This is a genomic window from Pseudomonas sp. NFR16 (assembly GCF_900108875.1).
Classification (GTDB): domain Bacteria; phylum Pseudomonadota; class Gammaproteobacteria; order Pseudomonadales; family Pseudomonadaceae; genus Aquipseudomonas.
Genome location: NZ_FNYJ01000002.1, coordinates 891567 through 907290 on the forward strand (window position 1 = coordinate 891567; position 15724 = coordinate 907290).

Sequence of the window (15724 nt, forward strand, 5' to 3'; positions counted from 1 at the left end):
ACTCGTCCGAGCACACCGCCGACATTGCCATCCGGACTAACAAAGGCGTGCACAAGCAGATGGCCGAAATCGATCTGGTCGCCACCGCCGTGCACGAAATGACCGCGACCGCACAGGACGTCGCCCGCAACGCGACGCAGGCCGCGCAAGCAGCCAACCATGCAGACGACGCCGCCAGTCAAGGCATGCGCATCGTCCACAACACGTCCAACTCGATCAGCGAACTGGCGGTGGAAATCGGCCGCGCCGTCGGCGTGGTGCAAACGCTGGCCAAAGACAGCGAAAACATCAACGCCATCCTGACCGCCATTCGTGGCATCGCCGAACAGACCAACCTTCTGGCGCTCAACGCCGCCATCGAAGCCGCGCGTGCCGGTGAACAGGGCCGCGGCTTCGCAGTGGTTGCCGATGAGGTGCGCAACCTGGCGCAGAAGACCCAGCAGGCCACCGAAGAAATTCAGAACATGATTCAGCAGTTGCAGAACGGCACGCGTCAGGTGGTCAAAGTGATGGAAGACAGCCAGAGCAAGACCGACGAAAGCGTGGGCCATGCCGCCGAGGCAGCGCAGGCACTGGAGAGCATTACCAAAGCGGTGTCGGTGATCAACGACATGAACAACCAGATCGCCAGTGCTGCCGAGGAGCAAAGCGCGGTCGCCGACGACATCAACCGTAACGTGATCAACATCGGTCAGGTCGCCAACGAAGTGGCCGGCGGCGCCGACGAGTCGAGCCAGGCCAGCGCCGAACTGACCAAACTGGCAGAGCAGCAGCGCAGGTTGATCAATCAGTTCAGGGTTTGATGAGGTAAGAGCACGTGTCCTGATACGCCACGCGCTCACTGGCCGACCTTTAGGAGCGCGCTTGCCCGCGGTTGCGATATTCATGCGACGAAGCGATTGGCTGATCCACCGCTATCGCGGGCAAGCGCGCTTCAAAAAAGGCCACGCGGAGTTATCAAAGCGGCGTCAGGCATTCCGGCGCATTGAGCTTCGGATCGTTCACCAGGTTGGCCAGCGGGCGCTCGCGCAATTGCATTTGCGGTGCGGCCAGCAACGATTGCAGCGTGACCGGCGAGCTTTCCGGGTCGAGCCACTGTGCCTGGCCTTGCTCATCGAGAATCAACGGCCGGCGCTGCCCCATCGCCGCCTGCGTGACCACCGCCACGCTGAGGTAGGTGTGGCCTTCCACCGGATAGGCTTCCCAAATGGCGGCGAAAAACAGGGTCGACCCTTCAGCGGGCGTGAGCCAGAAAGGCCGCTTGCGCACCGAGCCGCGCCATTCGTAAAACCCGTTCGCCGGCAGCAGGCACCGCCGCTCCCGAAACGCCTGACGAAACATCGGTTGCTCGGCCAGGGTCTCGGCCCGTGCATGGGCTGGCGTGCGTGACATATCGGTCAGCCAGGGCGGCGTCAGGCCCCAGCGGGCTCTGGCCACCTCTCGTCCGCCGTCCTCGCCCTGCCCCGCCCTCAGCATCAGCACTGCGTCGGCTGGGGAGATATTCCATTGCGCTTGCTGATCGGTCGGGAATCCGGGCAGGGCCGCGAAAGCGGGCGTCCAACGAAACAGCGCATAACGTCCACACATGGGCTTGAGGCAACTCTTCTGGAAAGCGGATGAGGCGGGGCTGAACGGCGTTCAGCACAACAACACGTCGGGGTAACTGTCAGGCTCATCGCCCGACAGCGGAAAAGCGCCATTGTACTCAGTGATCAGTTGCCGCGCCCGCTCCGCCTGATGGTCCTCGACCGCCAGCCCGAGCAGGCCGAACACCGGCAGTTCACCGATCCCCCCGAGCAGATGGCGCCCGGTGATATGCGCCTCGATGCCCTCGCTGGCAAGCATGGACTGCAATAACTCGCCTTCCAGCATGTTTTCCGGCTCATAGATTTTGCGCATCAATCGTTCTCGGCACGGACCTCGAGGTCCCATTGCTCACCGTCGGTTTCGAGATGGAACTCGATAGGCCGACAGCAGACGTGGCAATCCTCGATGAAGTTGTGATCGCCTTCAGACAGGTCCAGGACAGTTTCTCCCGGCTCGCCGCAATAAGGGCACTCATAAGGGGCTGCAGGTTGTATTTCGTGCATCACAGTCTCCGAGAGCAGTTTTGCGTATAATCGCCGACTTGTTTGCGGGTCGAGCTTTATTTCTCGACATCCAGGCGTCACGCCGGACTCGACCTACCTTTACCCTAGCCGTTTCCAACAAGAGAGCATGATGGGCGAATTCGATGCCATCCGACCTTACGACGACTCCGAAGTAAAAGCCGTACTCAACCGGCTGCTCGGTGACAAGGCGTTCCTCGCGATTCTCACGCATTTCCGTTTTCCACGACTGGCCGGCTCGTTGGGCTGGATCCTTCAGCCTGCCATCGCGCGCAAGCTGCGCCGTCAGTTTGCCGGTATCGATTCGGTCGCGGCCCTGCAGGACAAAGTCGAGCATTATGTCGATCATACGATCGAGCGTGCCACCGATGGTGTGACCTATACCGGCGTCGAGCAGTTCAAGTCCGGCGTGGCCTATCTGTTTCTGGCCAATCACCGCGATATCGTCATGGACCCGGCGTTCGTCAACTATGCGGTCTATCACGCCGGACTGCCGACGCCACGTATCGCCATTGGCGACAACCTGCTGCAAAAGCCTTTTGTCAGCGACCTGATGCGCCTGAACAAAAGCTTCATCGTCCACCGCTCGATCAGCGGGCGTCGGGAAAAAATGGCGGCCTATCAGTTGCTGTCCGCGTACATCAATCACTCGATCCGCAACGACTGTCAGTCGATCTGGATCGCCCAGGCCGAAGGCCGCGCCAAAGACGGCGACGATCGCACCGAGTCGGCCATCCTCAAGATGTTTCACATGAGCCGCAAGGACGAGCCATTCGGCGAGGTCATCCAGTCGCTGAACCTGACGCCCGTGTCGATCAGCTATGAATACGATCCGTGCGACCACGCCAAGGCGCGAGAGTTGTACATTCGCGCCACGACCGGCAGCTACACCAAGGCGCCGGGTGAGGACGATGTCAGCATTGCGCTGGGCATCACCGGCTACAAAGGACGTGTGCACGTCAACTTCGCGCCACCGGTCACCGGGCTGTTCGAGGACACCAAGCAGCTGGCGATCGAGATGGACAAGCAGATTCTGGGGGGCTATCGCCTGTTCCCGGTGCATTACCTGGCGTACGCACAGTGGGCCGATGCCGACCCGAGCCTGAACGTGCCCGCTGCCGCAAAAGTATTTCCGGCTGACGAGCTGGAGCGTGCGCAGGAAGAATGGCAGCGCCGCCTCGACGGCTGCCCAGAAGAACATCGTCCTTATCTGGTTCTGCAATACGCCACGCCAGTGCGCAACCAATACCGGGTCAAGGCCGGTTTGCCGCTTTAACGCACTCAGCAAAAACGGCGCTCACAAGGCGCCTTTTTTTTGCATGACACTGCAACCCCGGAAACACAAACTCGATGGGCGTGCATGGCCCAAAGGTGCGCGGCCAGTCAGAGTTTCGTGCTCACCCACGACAGCAACAGCGCAAACACCAGACACGCCGCCCCAATACGGTAGCTCAGCCGGATCATGCGCACGGTTGGCCCATCCATCAAGTGCATGGGTTCGTCAATTGGGGCGTTTTCGGCAAGGTTGTGCAGACGGGCGTTCACTCGCTGCTCGCGACTGCGCGTGGTGTGCGGCAACCAGATGCCGGGATTCGCCGCCAGCAGTGCAAACAGATTAATGACCACGCCAGGGGAATGCTGAATGAGCGACATGAGGCCTCGATGGCGCCTGGTCGGACGGCGCCGCACGGGAAAATGCGATGTAGGACCGGCTTCCGCCGGGAATAGCCCTGGACGAACGCCCTCCCATTACGCGGCGTAACGGCTTCGCCTTTCCAGCTAACGCCGGTTCTACCGTTTAAACGCGGTGCACCTGAGCAATGCGGTGATGCAAAGGTAACCAGTGTCACCTTAACGTCACCTGAACCGGTCACTGTGTAGCACCCTTCAATTGCCGACCCGAAAAAGAGAGCCCGTCATGCTGCATGCCCACAACCAGGATCGCCTTTATCTGATCGCGCCGAGCGACGAGCAGGAAGCGTTGATCGATGCCTTGGCGTTCAATGTTCAAGACCGGCACTGGCTGGTGTATTGCGCACTGGGCGGGCATGCCCACAACGACCTGCCGGAAGTGGATCTGGTGACGGGGTACAGTTTTCTGGATTTCTATCAGGCGGCTTGAACCGGCACGCCGCAACCGAAAGCGACCTTAAAAGCAAAAGCCCCCGGTTTCTCGCGAAACCGGGGGCTTTTCGTCATGCCGCCGGGATTATTGGCCGAGCAGACGACCGATTGTCTGATCCTGGAACAGACGGGTCAGGGCATCGCTGAGCACGTCGCTGATCAGTTTGGTGTTGGTTTCCTCGTTCGGCGCCATGCCGAAACGCTGGTCCAGGGAGGCTGCATAACGACCGCTGTAGCTGCGACCGTTGTTCTGCACGTCAGCGCGGAACGTGGAGCTGATATTGGCTTCGGTCACATACAGCCCTTCTTTGGGCGACTGGTATTTGAGGTCCGCCAGCGTCACGGTCAGTTGCGGACCGTTGCCACCCTGCACAGGCGTGAAACCCATCAAACGCACGGCTGCCTCGGCCTGCGCCTGCAATTGCGGCACCAGTTGCTGGCCATTGACGGAAATCGAACTGGTTTCCGGGTACAGACCACCCCGCGTGCCGAGCGTCTGCGAAGGACGTCCGTCGACGACCCGGACAACCACTTGCTGACCATGCCCGACCGGCGCCAGCTGGCTGTTCAACTTCGGTTGCGGGTTAAGGGATTGCGGACTGTGAGCACAGCCCACCAGCGTCAGACTGCCTACAGCAAGCAAACCGAACAAAACGCGACGCAACATGCTCATCTCTCCATGGGCCAAGGGACAAATTGTGCGGCAGTATAACGACCTCGCGAGGTCGCTCACTAGCGTAAAGATACGACAAAGTGCCATTCCCCCGGTTCCGCCGCTCACTCACCCGAACACAATTGCGCAACGTCAGCGTCACCGCATTGTCATCGCTCCTCGACATACTTTTCACAACTTCCCAGCCAGGAGTCCTGTCATGGATTTTCTTTGGTCGTTGTTCGCCCTGCGCCGCCGCTATCGCCATTACGCTCGTGTGAGTCAATCGGGTATCTGCCTGGCTTTCAGACACTGCGCTAGGCCGCCTCATGGCCAAGACTGGATCGAAGTTCATGAAGCCAAGCTCTGCTGGCTGCAACAACCCTTGCCCGCCAGCGCCCGGGTTGCGCTCCGTGAACGTGCGATTACCGCCCGACAATTGCTCAGCATCTGACCGAACGGCGAATAAAAGTCATTTTTTCTGGATCAATTCTGCGCGTTTCATCGCTATAATCTCCCCCCGATTATAAGGACGTCTCCTGATCGGGCCTCGCAGCATCGTCGACAGCATTGCCGACTCCTCCGTATCGCCCACAGAGAGCCTTCCACACAGACATGTGCAGCGCGATGTGATCGCTGTGCAGGCGCAGATCGATTGATTGTTTCGAACCTTTTGCGCATGCCCTTGCCCCACATCGTGATTGAACCTGATCTGCAGAGCTGCCATCGCGCAGCCCTTTTTGAGGTTCGCGTCTCCAAAAGAGCGTGAAAAAAACGGGTTTTCACAACTTCACAAGAGTGTGGCGAGCAAATGAATAGTTACGCGTTTGTACATGCACCGTTAGCGTCTGACCCAGCCCCCTTGCAAAGGACCCATCGCAGCGCAGTCTCCCTGACCGGAGTCTGAAGCCTGTCCACGACGGATTTGGCCGCACGACCGGATGCCTTGACGATAGTCGAATGGCTGTCTGGGCCAGAAAATGCGTTCATGCTTGCCTTACAAAAGCATCAACCGGGCCCGTTCGAGGCGTGCGCTGAAATGCAAAAAATTGCGAAGAATCGGACATGACGATCCCGGCCGGGTTGTTCGAGGCAATGCGCGACTCAAGCGCCGCCCGCAGCCGGCAAATGACCACGGGAACCCATGCCGTCAATTTGGTGCTGCAGATTTTGGAGACGCGTTAATGGCGCATAACGAAGCAGTCGATGTAGTACTTGTCGGGGCCGGCATCATGAGTGCCACCCTTGCGGTACTGCTCAAAGAGCTCGACCCAGGCCTCAAGCTTGAGGTCGTCGAGCTGATGGATTCCGGTGCGGCGGAGAGTTCCAACCCATGGAACAACGCCGGAACCGGTCACGCCGGGCTGTGTGAGCTGAACTACACGCCTGAGGCCGCCGATGGCTCGATCGAGACCAAAAAAGCCATCCACATCAACACGCAGTTCGAAGTGTCGAAGCAGTTCTGGGCTTACCTGGCGCGCAAAGGCACGTTCGGTTCGTCACGCTCGTTCATCACCCCGGTTCCGCACCTGAGCTTCGTGCAGGGCGAAAAAGGCATGGCGTACCTGAAAAAACGTTATGAGGCGCTGCGCAAGCACCACGCGTTTTCTTCGATGGAATACACCGAAGACAAAGCCAAGCTGGCCGAGTGGATGCCGTTGATGATGCCCGGCCGCCCGGCTGATGAGCCCATCGCGGCGACCCGCGTCATGCACGGTACCGACGTCAACTTCGGCAACCTGACCAACCAGTTGCTCAAGCACCTGTCGAGCGCGCCTGATGCGCAGGTCAAATACTGCAAACGCGTCACTGGCCTGACCCGCAAGGGCAACGGCTGGAGTGTGACCATCAAGGACGTCAACAGCGGCAGCACCCGCGAAATCGACGCGAAATTCGTGTTCCTCGGCGCAGGTGGCGCAGCACTTCCGTTGCTGCAGATGTCCGGCATCGAGGAAGGCAAGGGTTTCGGCGGCTTCCCGGTCAGTGGTCAATGGTTGCGCTGCGATAACCCCGAAGTCGTCAAACGCCACCAGGCCAAGGTGTACAGCCAGGCCGCGGTCGGTTCGCCACCGATGTCGGTGCCGCATTTGGACACCCGCGTCGTTGATGGCAAGACGTCCCTGCTGTTCGGCCCTTATGCCGGCTTCACCACCAAGTTCCTCAAGCACGGTTCGCTGATGGACCTGCCGCTGTCGATCCGCGCAGCCAATATTGCTCCGATGCTGGCGGTGGCCCGCGACAACATGGACCTGACCAAATACCTGATCAGCGAAGTGCGTCAGTCCATGGAGCAGCGTCTGGAAGCGTTGCGTCGTTTCTATCCAGAGGCCAAGGCCGAGGACTGGCGCCTGGAAGTGGCCGGTCAGCGCGTGCAGATCATCAAGAAGGACCCGAAGAAAGGCGGCGTTCTGCAATTCGGCACCGAGCTGGTTTCGGCCAAAGACGGTTCCCTCGCAGCACTGCTCGGCGCGTCGCCCGGCGCCTCGGTGACGGTGTCGATCATGCTCGACCTGATCGAACGCTGCTTCCCGGACAAGGCTCGCACCGAATGGGCCGCCAAGCTGAATGAGATCTTCCCGGCTCGTGAAAAAGCCCTGGAAACCGATGCGCAGTTGTATCAACGCGTCAGTGCCCAGAGCGACGAAAGTCTGGACCTGGTCCCAAGCAGCCAAGCGGCAAGCTTCGCTTGATCCAGGGCTTGCCCTGAATCAGTGAGATCACTGAAAGCCCCGCCCACGCAGCGGGGTTTTCAGTTTTGAATCAGAAGTGTCTGAACACTCCGTTACAAACCCGACGGTATACGTCTTCATCGAATCAGCTCCGCTGACCACGGACGCGCCACATTCAGCCGCCACCTTCCCACCGATGCAGCACAAAAAGCAGGAGACATCTTGCAGGAAGGTTGCGAAACCGCGATCCGCTGATGAAGTTTTCGCAGTTACCGTGCGTCAGCCGAAGATACTGACGCGCGAAGGGTGATTCAGGACCGGGCTTTCTCGATCAACTCAATGTATTCCTCGGCATTGCGCTGATCCTTGATCAGTGTGATGAAGTCGTTGCCGTGCTCGTCCTTGCCGTCCAGGTCGTAGCCGGCTTCTTTGAAAAACACCAGAAAGCGCTCGAAATCGTCGACACGCAGACCGCGGTAGGCCTTGATCAGCTTGTGCAGCGAAGGGGAAGTGGCATCGACCGGCTCGAAATCCAGGAAGAGTTTGATCTGGGCGTCGCCGATTTCATCGCCAATCACCTGCTTCTTATCTTTACGCATTGCTGACTCCAACTGACTTGCGGGGACATTTCACGGGCGGGCAGTTTACCCCCCGCCCGGCCGCGTGCTCAACGCGCGCGTACGCTACCGGTGTGCAGATCGGCCCAGACGTGGCCATTGGCGTAGCTGAGAAACTGGCAGTAAACCTTCTCGTTGCGCAGCAGATCCACCAATACGCGATATTGCGTTGCAGGGTAATAAAGCGTCAGCGTCCGGGATGGCTCGTCATAGGCCGGCTTCTTCAGGCTTTTGCTTTCACCGTCGAAATGGATCAGCACCTGAGAAATGGTTGCGCCCTTGTTCATCGTTTTGCCTTTCAGACGCAGCACCAGCGGCGACGTCACCGGGATTGGCGTCTGATTGGATTGGCGCTGACTCCCGGCCACGACTGAATACTCCGTGACCTGCAGCAATTGCTGCTGCTCGGGCTCACCTTCGCGCACCGACAGCTCGTCAGGCGGCAGATATTGAGCATGCATGGGTTCTGCGAGGGCGGGAAGTGGCAGGATCAAGAGCAACAGCAACGCAGTCTTGCTACGAAACGATAACGTCATGGGCGCCTCCCGAAAAAGTGGCAAGCACTCTAACATGGGCGAAACCGGGACCTGTGGGCGTGAGCCAACTGTCTTTAACGCCCCTTCGATCAACGGCGTAATACCTGACGCCTTCCCGGCTAAAGCCGGTCCTACGAAAAACCTGCAGCGTTTGTAGGACCGGCTTCGGCCGGGAAGAGGCCGGTGCATGCCGTGCAGATGCAGTGTCTGGAATTCAGTCTTCGCGGGCAAGCGCGCTCCTACAGGATTCGTGTCAGGGAGGAGAATCGCGAATGCCCGGAGATCCCTGTGGGAGTGAGCTTGCTCACGATGAGGCCGATATGTTCGCCGGAGAGTTATCGCCTGCTCGACACACACCAGGCAACCCCACAAATCCCTTGCAGGAGCGCGCTTGCCCGCGATCTGGCGCGTAGCGGCAGCAGAATCGGACGGGTATGTCAGGCAGACTGCATGGCCGGGCTTTACGACGACTCCTTCGCCGATCGCAGGACAAGCCACGCTCCTACGGGTAGTGCATCAAGCCTTCGCGGACAAGCTCGCTCACAGGTTTTGTGCTTGACCCAATACCAGGCGACGCCGCAGAAATCGTGTAGGAGTGAGCTTGCTCGCGATAATCCGCCAGACGATACGAGTGTGCCGGATGTACCAACGCCATCGCGAGCAAGCTCGCTCCTACAGAAAAGGCAAACGCTGCTTACATGCCTTTGACGGCGTAGATCCCGGCCGCGTTGCGCCAGTAACCTTTGTAGTCCATGCCGTAGCCGAAGATGTAGCGGTCGATGCATGGCGAGCCGACAAAATCAGCCTTCAGATCAGGGCGCGCCTTGCGGTCGTGATCCTTGTCGATCAACACGGCGGTGTGCACAGCGCGGGCGCCGGCGTGTTTGCAGAAGTCGATGATCGCGCCCAGGGTGTGACCTTCGTCGAGAATGTCGTCGATGATCAGCACGTCGCGATCAATGAAGGACACTTCAGGCTTGGCCTTCCAGAACAGCTCGCCGCCGCTGGTCTCGTTGCGATAACGCGTGGCGTGCAGGTAGGACGCTTCCAGCGGGAAGTTCAGATGCGTCAGCAATTTGCCAGCGAAAATCAGACCGCCGTTCATCACGCAGAAGACGACCGGATTGCGGTCGGCCAGCACACTGTTGATTTGCTCACCAACGCGAGCGATGGACGCCTCGACTTCGTCGTTCGTGTACAGGCAGTCAGCCTCGTGCATGACTTGACGGATATGCTCGAGATCAGCGGACATGACGCTCTCCAGGGGGCAGTGTAAGGAAAAGCGGGCAAAGGTACGCATGAGCCAAGTCCAGGGCAAGCTTTTCTGGACTAACGTTGCACAAGCGTCCCATTAATGTACGAAACCCGAAACTGACCAAAGGGCGGCTCCCCTCTCATCACGGGCCGTGCCGGGGCCTCGATGAGACGGAAGCAGACCCTGAGACAAGTTACAGCTGAATAGATTAATCTAAGCCGTTTTTTTTGCCCGCCCGCTGGAGCCTTCCCCTTATGCCCATTCGTGAGATCCGCCACCCGCTGATCCGTCACAAGCTCGGCCTTATGCGCCGTGCCGATATCAGCACCAAGAACTTTCGTGAACTGGCTCAGGAAGTCGGCGCATTGCTGACCTACGAAGCGACCAAGGACCTGCCGCTGGAAACCTACGACATTCAGGGTTGGGCCGGCACCGTTCAGGTCGAAAAGATCGCAGGCAAGAAAATCACCGTCGTGCCGATTCTGCGCGCGGGCATTGGCATGCTGGAAGGCGTGCTCAGTCTGATCCCTGGCGCCAAGGTCAGTGCAGTGGGCGTCGCACGCAACGAGGAAACCCTCGAAGCGCACACTTATCTGGAAAAGCTTGCGCCTGAGATCGACCAGCGCCTGGCGCTGATCATCGACCCGATGCTGGCGACCGGCGGATCGATGGTTGCCACCATCGATCTGTTGAAAAAAGCCGGCTGCCGCGATATCCGCGCCATGGTCCTGGTCGCCGCGCCGGAAGGCATTGCCATCGTCGAGAAGGCCCATCCCGACGTGAACATTTACACCGCCTCCATCGATCAACGCCTCAACGAACACGGTTACATCATTCCGGGTCTGGGCGATGCCGGCGACAAGATTTTCGGCACCAAGCAAAAGGACGCCTGATGAAGCAGGATGAGTTCAACGATCCACTGTGGCGGACCGTACTGTCGGGCGCCCAAATGCTGTTCGTGGCGTTCGGCGCGCTGGTGCTGATGCCGCTGATCACAGGGCTCGATCCCAACGTCGCGCTGTTCACCGCAGGCCTTGGCACGCTGTGCTTTCAACTGGTGACTGGTCGTCAGGTGCCCGTGTTTCTGGCGTCGAGCTTCGCGTTCATCACCCCGATCATTCTTGCCAAGGGCCAGTTCGGTCTGGCAGCGACCATGGGCGGCGTGATGGCGGCCGGTTTCGTCTACACGTTCCTGGGGCTGGCGGTAAAAATCAAAGGGACGGGGTTCATCGATCGCCTGCTGCCGCCGGTGGTCATTGGCCCGGTGGTTATCTCGATCGGCCTGGCGATGGCGCCCATTGCCGCCAACATGGCCATGGGCCGTACTGGCGATGGCGCCGCCGAGCTGATTCCGTACCACACTGCGATCATCATCTCGATGGCTGCGCTGCTGACGACTTTGATCGTCGCGGTGTTCGGCAAAGGCATTTTCCGGCTGGTGCCGATCATTTCGGGCGTGCTGGTGGGCTTTGCGCTGTCGTTCTACTTCGGTGTGGTGGATGTGGCGAAAATCGCCGCGGCGCCCTGGCTGGACGTCCCGCACTTCACGGCGCCTGAGTTCAACTGGCAAGCGATCCTGTTCATCGTTCCGGTGGCGCTGGCGCCGGCCATCGAGCACATCGGTGGCGTGATCGCCGTGGGCAGCGTGACCGGCCGGGACTACCTGAAGAAACCCGGTCTGCATCGCACCCTGCTCGGCGACGGTATCGCAACGACGGTCGCCGGTGCGTTCGGCGGCCCGCCCAACACGACGTACGCCGAAGTGACGGGCGCGGTGATGCTGACCAAGAACTACAACCCGAAAATCATGACCTGGGCGGCAATCTTCGCCATCTCCCTGGCGTTCATCGGCAAGTTCGGAGCTCTGCTACAGAGTATTCCGGTGCCGGTCATGGGCGGGATTCTGTGCCTGCTGTTCGGCTCCATCGCAGCGGTCGGCATGAACACGCTGATCCGCCACAAGGTCGACCTGGCCGAAGCGCGCAATCTAGTGATCGTGTCGGTGACACTGGTGTTCGGCATCGGCGGCGTGCTGATCGGCACCGGCAACGGCCCCGACGATTTCGGCATGAAAGGCATCGCGCTGTGCGCCGTCACGGCGATCCTGCTGAACCTGATTCTGCCGGGTAACGATGGCTGGAAGAACAAGCATCTGGATGACCAGTTGCCGTAGCGTCTGCCGGCAAATGAAAAACGGCGCGCCATTCACTGGCGCGCCGTTTTTTTATGCCCGATTGTTGCCCACCGCGGCACTAGGCTTGCTCATCGCGAGCCCGCGCACTGCCTGCACGCAAGCCTAGACAATCATCGCCGGCGCCCGCTCGCACAACGTATTCAGAGCCTTGGCCCAGTTCGGGTCGTCGTTGAGGCAAGGGATCAGCACCAGCTCCTCGCCTCCGGCCTCCTTGAACTGTTCGGCGCCGCGATCGCCGATCTCTTCCAGCGTTTCGATGCAGTCAGCCACGAACGCCGGGCACATCACCAGCAGCTTCTTCACGCCCTGCCCAGCCAACTCGGCCAGGTGCGCCTCGGTGTAAGGTTCGATCCACTTTGCCCGGCCCAGGCGCGATTGAAACGACACCGACCATTTGCCGTCCGGGATGCCCATTCGCTTGGCGAACTCGGCTGACGAACGCATGCACTGCGCGCGATAGCAGACTGCGAGAACCTCGGGTGTCGCGTTCTCACAGCAGTTGCCGTTCTTGAAACAGTGACTGCCCGTCGGGTCGAGTTTGGTAATGTGCCGCTCGGGCAGGCCATGAAAGCTCAGCAGCAAATGATCGTAGTCCTGCGTCAGGTGCGGCCTCACGCTTTCGACCAGCGCATCGAGGTACTCGGGCTGATTGAAAAACGGCGGCAAGAGCGCGAGTTCGAAATCGAGTTTCTGCTCGCGAATGACTCGCCGTGCTTCCTCGACCACGGTCGTGACCGTGCTGTCCGCGAACTGGGGATAGAGCGGTGCAAGGGTGACTTTCCTGATGCCCTGCGCGGCCAGCCGGGTCAGCACAGTGCCGATCGATGGCTCGCCGTAACGCATGGCCAGCTCGACCGGGCCCTGGGTCCACTCCCGGGTCATCGCCTGTTGCAGGCGCTTGCTCAGCACCACCAGCGGCGAGCCCTCTTCCCACCAGATCGAAGCGTAAGCGTGAGCCGACTGCTCCGGACGTTTGATGAGAATCAGCGAGACGAGCAAGCGACGCACCGGCCACGGCAAATCGATCACATAAGGGTCCATCAGGAACTGATTGAGATAGCGACGCACATCGGCGACTTCGGTAGACGCAGGAGAACCCAGATTTACCAGCAATAATGCGTGATCGGTCATGCAACACCTTGATGTCAGTGGCGGCCTGAAAGTTGTTCGAGGGCCGCGCGCAGATCGGTGAATCGGAAAGTGAAACTTGCTTCTTGCAGGCGACCGGGGCGGGCACGCTGGCCGCCCAGGAGCAGAATCGACAACTCGCCCAGCAGCAGGCGTAACGCAACCGCGGGCATAGGCATGAAGGCCGGGCGGTGCAGAATAGCGGCCAATGTCTTGGCGAAATCGCGATTGCGCACCGGTGATGGCGCACAGGCATTATAAGGACCTTGAGCGTCGTCCCGGTTCAACAGAAAATCAATCGCCGCGATTTGATCGTCGATATGAACCCACGGCATCCATTGCCGTCCGTTCCCGATCGGGCCGCCCATGCCCATTTTGAACGGCGGCAGCAGCCGCTGCAGCATGCCGCCCTCGCCAGCCAGGACCAGACCGGTGCGCAGCAGGACGACGCGAATGCCCAGCGCTTCGGCACGCTGAGCGGTTTCTTCCCAGGCAATGCACAGCCGGCTGGCGAAATCCTCGCTGACCGGCGCGCACGTTTCGTCCAGCTCGCGTTCGCCCCCATCGCCGTACCAGCCCACCGCCGAACCGGAAATCAGCACCGCAGGTTTCTGTTCACGCCGCTCAAGCCAGGTCACGAGTTGTTCGGTCAACGTGATCCGGCTGTCCCAAAGAAGCATTTTGCGTTTGCGGGTCCAGGGCCGGTCGGCGATCGGCGCGCCCGCCAGATTGACCACGGCATCGACCTGCTGTGCGCCCATATCGTCCGGATGGGCAATGCCCCGCACACCAGCCCCGCACAGCCTTGGCACCTCATCGGGCCTGCGGCTCCACACCGTCAATTGGTGGCCCAGATCGAGCCAGTGTCGACACAGACGACGACCTATCAACCCTGTACCGCCGGTCAGCAAGATGTGCATGAGTGAGTTCCTCGCGTGGCGTTCGTCGCAAATCAGTAGTCTATTTCTTCACAAACAACGCGCTTGTGAACGAAGCGAACAGTTGAACCATAGGCCACGCTATAGAGAACGGTCTTGCTGACGCGGTTCGATTTATCCGTTCGGAGGGTTGAACGATTCGGGTGAAGCGTCAGACTCAACATTGAGGCTTGAGCAAGGCCATCGTCCTGAACGTCGAAGGACGACAAGTTATACCGAAAAACAGCATTGTACAGGTTTTAACTACGGCGTAGTCTGTGCAGACAAGGTAACGAGGCCCCTATGACTGTACCTATCGCAATCATCGGTACCGGTATCGCCGGACTCTCTGCTGCCCGCGCATTGCAAGCCGCCGGGCATGCCATCCACCTTTTCGACAAGAGCCGCGGCAGCGGCGGAAGAATGTCCAGCAAGCGCAGCGATGCAGGCGCGCTGGACATGGGCGCGCAGTACTTCACCGCACGCGATCGCCGCTTCGCCGCCGCCGTTCAGCAGTGGCAGGCGCAAGGCCATGTCGCCGAATGGGCACCGGTGCTCTACAACTATCACGGCGCAAAACTGAGCCTGTCGCCCGACGAGCAAGTGCGCTGGGTAGGCACGCCGCGCATGAGCGCAATCACGCGGGCCATGCTCGGCGACATGCCGGTCACGTTTTCCTGCCGCATCACTGAAGTCTTTCATGGCGAGCAACACTGGAACCTGCAGGATGCCGATGGCCGCAGCCACGGCCCGTTCAGCCAGGTAGTGATTGCCATTCCAGCCCCCCAAGCCACCACGCTGTTGGCTGCCGCGCCAAAGCTGGCAAGCGTGGTGGCCGGTGTGAAGATGGAGCCGACATGGGCGGTCGCGCTCGCGTTTGAGACGCCACTGGATACCCCGCTCGAAGGCTGTTTCGTGCAGGACAGCCCGATCGACTGGCTCGCCCGAAATCGCAGCAAACCGGGGCGCGACAGTAAGCTGGACACTTGGGTTCTACATGCGACCAGCGCCTGGAGCCGTCAGCATCTGGACATGCCCAAAGAAGAGGTCATCGACCATCTGCACGGCGCGTTCGCCGAGCTGATCAACTGCGCGGTCCCTGCCCCGGCCTTCACAATGGCTCACCGCTGGCTCTACGCACGACCTGCCGGAGGACGCGAAGTCGGCGCGCTGTCCGATCCTGATCTGGGCCTTTATGTGTGTGGCGACTGGTGCTTGTCGGGCCGCGTCGAAGGCGCATGGCTCAGCGGACAGGAAGCGGCCCGTCGTTTGCTTGAACACCTGAAGTGAATCGCCTGAATCCGCAAAAGCTGCTGCTGTCGAAATGGACAGCAGCGCATCCCCAGAAACGCGAAAAGCATTTCCTGGTCACTGATCTGTTCCGTGACGATGACGGCACCGTGCTAGAGATCGAACTGCAGGCCGTGCTGACCAAACGCAGTGAGCGAATGGCATGGCAGGCGCTGACCGATGACCAATGCTGGCGAATCGGATGGAAGTGATCGCGACCTTGTACAAATGATT

19 protein-coding genes are annotated in these 15724 nt (G+C 60.0%); 9 read left to right on the forward strand and 10 right to left on the reverse strand.

Annotation, left to right across the window (positions count from 1 at the left end; translation table 11 throughout):
- Positions 1–59 precede the first annotated feature (59 nt).
- Positions 60–803 (forward strand): methyl-accepting chemotaxis protein, encoded by a 744-nt coding sequence (locus BMZ10_RS28295; RefSeq protein ID WP_371265966.1) that lies wholly within the window; start codon positions 60–62, stop codon positions 801–803.
- A 154-nt stretch (positions 804–957) separates the two neighbouring features.
- On the opposite strand, the gene BMZ10_RS12740 is transcribed toward BMZ10_RS28295, so the two are convergent.
- Genes BMZ10_RS12740 through BMZ10_RS12750 form a run of 3 tightly spaced genes read right to left on the reverse strand, consistent with a single transcriptional unit; the run spans position 958 to position 2090 of the window.
- Positions 958–1587 carry an SOS response-associated peptidase gene (locus tag BMZ10_RS12740; RefSeq protein ID WP_093462318.1) on the reverse strand — a complete coding sequence of 210 codons (630 nt, stop codon included), beginning with the start codon at positions 1585–1587 and terminating at the stop codon, positions 958–960.
- A gap of 51 nt (positions 1588–1638) precedes the next feature.
- Positions 1639–1899 (reverse strand): putative signal transducing protein, encoded by a 261-nt coding sequence (locus BMZ10_RS12745; protein ID WP_093462320.1) that lies wholly within the window; start codon positions 1897–1899, stop codon positions 1639–1641.
- Complete coding sequence (locus tag BMZ10_RS12750) at positions 1899–2090, reverse strand: CPXCG motif-containing cysteine-rich protein (RefSeq protein ID WP_093462322.1); 192 nt, start codon at positions 2088–2090, stop codon at positions 1899–1901. Before BMZ10_RS12750 ends, BMZ10_RS12745 begins: the two co-directional genes overlap by 1 nt.
- 130 nt (positions 2091–2220) lie before the next feature.
- Between BMZ10_RS12750 and BMZ10_RS12755 the strand changes: the two genes are divergently transcribed.
- Positions 2221–3384 carry a 1-acyl-sn-glycerol-3-phosphate acyltransferase gene (locus BMZ10_RS12755; protein ID WP_177182106.1) on the forward strand — a complete coding sequence of 388 codons (1164 nt, stop codon included), beginning with the start codon at positions 2221–2223 and terminating at the stop codon, positions 3382–3384.
- Between the two features lie 107 nt (positions 3385–3491).
- Here BMZ10_RS12755 and BMZ10_RS12760 read toward each other — a convergent pair whose 3' ends face one another.
- A complete protein-coding gene (locus BMZ10_RS12760; protein WP_093462326.1) occupies positions 3492–3761 on the reverse strand; it encodes a hypothetical protein in 270 nt (89 codons plus the stop codon).
- Positions 3762–4026: 265 nt separating this feature from the next.
- Between BMZ10_RS12760 and BMZ10_RS12765 the strand changes: the two genes are divergently transcribed.
- On the forward strand, positions 4027–4230 hold the full coding sequence (locus tag BMZ10_RS12765) for a hypothetical protein (RefSeq protein ID WP_093462328.1): 204 nt from the start codon (positions 4027–4029) through the stop codon (positions 4228–4230).
- Between the two features lie 87 nt (positions 4231–4317).
- Here BMZ10_RS12765 and BMZ10_RS12770 read toward each other — a convergent pair whose 3' ends face one another.
- Complete coding sequence (locus BMZ10_RS12770) at positions 4318–4899, reverse strand: YajG family lipoprotein (protein WP_093462331.1); 582 nt, start codon at positions 4897–4899, stop codon at positions 4318–4320.
- 205 nt (positions 4900–5104) lie between these two features.
- Between BMZ10_RS12770 and BMZ10_RS12775 the strand changes: the two genes are divergently transcribed.
- On the forward strand, positions 5105–5338 hold the full coding sequence (locus tag BMZ10_RS12775) for a hypothetical protein (RefSeq protein ID WP_093462334.1): 234 nt from the start codon (positions 5105–5107) through the stop codon (positions 5336–5338).
- Positions 5339–6068: 730 nt separating this feature from the next.
- Entirely contained in the window at positions 6069–7574 is a 1506-nt protein-coding gene (gene mqo / locus BMZ10_RS12780; protein ID WP_093462336.1) for a malate dehydrogenase (quinone), read from the forward strand.
- Positions 7575–7864: 290 nt separating this feature from the next.
- On the opposite strand, the gene BMZ10_RS12785 is transcribed toward mqo, so the two are convergent.
- The 3 genes from BMZ10_RS12785 to BMZ10_RS12795 all read right to left on the reverse strand — a co-directional run bounded on the left by BMZ10_RS12785 (position 7865) and on the right by BMZ10_RS12795 (position 9958).
- Positions 7865–8152 carry a PA4642 family protein gene (locus BMZ10_RS12785; protein WP_093462339.1) on the reverse strand — a complete coding sequence of 96 codons (288 nt, stop codon included), beginning with the start codon at positions 8150–8152 and terminating at the stop codon, positions 7865–7867.
- A gap of 68 nt (positions 8153–8220) precedes the next feature.
- Positions 8221–8706 carry a hypothetical protein gene (locus tag BMZ10_RS12790; protein ID WP_093462342.1) on the reverse strand — a complete coding sequence of 162 codons (486 nt, stop codon included), beginning with the start codon at positions 8704–8706 and terminating at the stop codon, positions 8221–8223.
- 694 nt (positions 8707–9400) lie between these two features.
- The gene (locus BMZ10_RS12795; protein WP_093462345.1) at positions 9401–9958 is read right to left on the reverse strand and encodes a hypoxanthine-guanine phosphoribosyltransferase; all 558 of its coding nucleotides are present in this window, start codon (positions 9956–9958) and stop codon (positions 9401–9403) included.
- A 257-nt stretch (positions 9959–10215) separates the two neighbouring features.
- Between BMZ10_RS12795 and upp the strand changes: the two genes are divergently transcribed.
- Both upp and BMZ10_RS12805 read left to right on the forward strand, forming a co-directional pair.
- The gene (upp, locus tag BMZ10_RS12800; protein WP_081565524.1) at positions 10216–10854 is read left to right on the forward strand and encodes a uracil phosphoribosyltransferase; all 639 of its coding nucleotides are present in this window, start codon (positions 10216–10218) and stop codon (positions 10852–10854) included.
- Positions 10854–12134, forward strand: coding sequence for a uracil-xanthine permease family protein (locus tag BMZ10_RS12805; protein WP_093462348.1), 1281 nt, complete (start codon positions 10854–10856; stop codon positions 12132–12134). Before upp ends, BMZ10_RS12805 begins: the two co-directional genes overlap by 1 nt.
- 123 nt (positions 12135–12257) lie before the next feature.
- On the opposite strand, the gene hemH is transcribed toward BMZ10_RS12805, so the two are convergent.
- Positions 12258–13286: a ferrochelatase gene (gene hemH, locus BMZ10_RS12810; protein ID WP_093462351.1), complete on the reverse strand. Its 1029-nt coding sequence runs from the start codon at positions 13284–13286 to the stop codon at positions 12258–12260.
- 14 nt (positions 13287–13300) lie between these two features.
- Entirely contained in the window at positions 13301–14203 is a 903-nt protein-coding gene (locus BMZ10_RS12815; RefSeq protein WP_093462354.1) for a TIGR01777 family oxidoreductase, read from the reverse strand.
- A 300-nt stretch (positions 14204–14503) separates the two neighbouring features.
- On the opposite strand from BMZ10_RS12815, the gene BMZ10_RS12820 reads away from it, so the two are divergent.
- Together BMZ10_RS12820 and BMZ10_RS12825 are read left to right on the forward strand one after the other, a co-directional pair.
- Entirely contained in the window at positions 14504–15490 is a 987-nt protein-coding gene (locus BMZ10_RS12820) for an NAD(P)/FAD-dependent oxidoreductase (protein ID WP_093462357.1), read from the forward strand.
- Positions 15487–15702 (forward strand): TIGR02450 family Trp-rich protein, encoded by a 216-nt coding sequence (locus tag BMZ10_RS12825; RefSeq protein WP_093462360.1) that lies wholly within the window; start codon positions 15487–15489, stop codon positions 15700–15702. Before BMZ10_RS12820 ends, BMZ10_RS12825 begins: the two co-directional genes overlap by 4 nt.
- The last annotated feature ends 22 nt before the right edge of the window (positions 15703–15724 follow it).

What these genes read in the sequence shown, in the direction of transcription:
- BMZ10_RS28295 (WP_371265966.1), top strand. Translation starts at nt 60, where the DNA reads ATGGCCGAAATCGATCTGGTCGCCACCGCCGTGCACGAAATGACCGCG.
- BMZ10_RS12740 (WP_093462318.1), bottom strand. Translation starts at nt 1,587, where the DNA reads ATGTGTGGACGTTATGCGCTGTTTCGTTGGACGCCCGCTTTCGCGGCC.
- BMZ10_RS12745 (WP_093462320.1), bottom strand. Translation starts at nt 1,899, where the DNA reads ATGCGCAAAATCTATGAGCCGGAAAACATGCTGGAAGGCGAGTTATTG.
- BMZ10_RS12750 (WP_093462322.1), bottom strand. Translation starts at nt 2,090, where the DNA reads ATGCACGAAATACAACCTGCAGCCCCTTATGAGTGCCCTTATTGCGGC.
- BMZ10_RS12755 (WP_177182106.1), top strand. Translation starts at nt 2,221, where the DNA reads ATGGGCGAATTCGATGCCATCCGACCTTACGACGACTCCGAAGTAAAA.
- BMZ10_RS12760 (WP_093462326.1), bottom strand. Translation starts at nt 3,761, where the DNA reads ATGTCGCTCATTCAGCATTCCCCTGGCGTGGTCATTAATCTGTTTGCA.
- BMZ10_RS12765 (WP_093462328.1), top strand. Translation starts at nt 4,027, where the DNA reads ATGCTGCATGCCCACAACCAGGATCGCCTTTATCTGATCGCGCCGAGC.
- BMZ10_RS12770 (WP_093462331.1), bottom strand. Translation starts at nt 4,899, where the DNA reads ATGTTGCGTCGCGTTTTGTTCGGTTTGCTTGCTGTAGGCAGTCTGACG.
- BMZ10_RS12775 (WP_093462334.1), top strand. Translation starts at nt 5,105, where the DNA reads ATGGATTTTCTTTGGTCGTTGTTCGCCCTGCGCCGCCGCTATCGCCAT.
- mqo (WP_093462336.1), top strand. Translation starts at nt 6,069, where the DNA reads ATGGCGCATAACGAAGCAGTCGATGTAGTACTTGTCGGGGCCGGCATC.
- BMZ10_RS12785 (WP_093462339.1), bottom strand. Translation starts at nt 8,152, where the DNA reads ATGCGTAAAGATAAGAAGCAGGTGATTGGCGATGAAATCGGCGACGCC.
- BMZ10_RS12790 (WP_093462342.1), bottom strand. Translation starts at nt 8,706, where the DNA reads ATGACGTTATCGTTTCGTAGCAAGACTGCGTTGCTGTTGCTCTTGATC.
- BMZ10_RS12795 (WP_093462345.1), bottom strand. Translation starts at nt 9,958, where the DNA reads ATGTCCGCTGATCTCGAGCATATCCGTCAAGTCATGCACGAGGCTGAC.
- upp (WP_081565524.1), top strand. Translation starts at nt 10,216, where the DNA reads ATGCCCATTCGTGAGATCCGCCACCCGCTGATCCGTCACAAGCTCGGC.
- BMZ10_RS12805 (WP_093462348.1), top strand. Translation starts at nt 10,854, where the DNA reads ATGAAGCAGGATGAGTTCAACGATCCACTGTGGCGGACCGTACTGTCG.
- hemH (WP_093462351.1), bottom strand. Translation starts at nt 13,286, where the DNA reads ATGACCGATCACGCATTATTGCTGGTAAATCTGGGTTCTCCTGCGTCT.
- BMZ10_RS12815 (WP_093462354.1), bottom strand. Translation starts at nt 14,203, where the DNA reads ATGCACATCTTGCTGACCGGCGGTACAGGGTTGATAGGTCGTCGTCTG.
- BMZ10_RS12820 (WP_093462357.1), top strand. Translation starts at nt 14,504, where the DNA reads ATGACTGTACCTATCGCAATCATCGGTACCGGTATCGCCGGACTCTCT.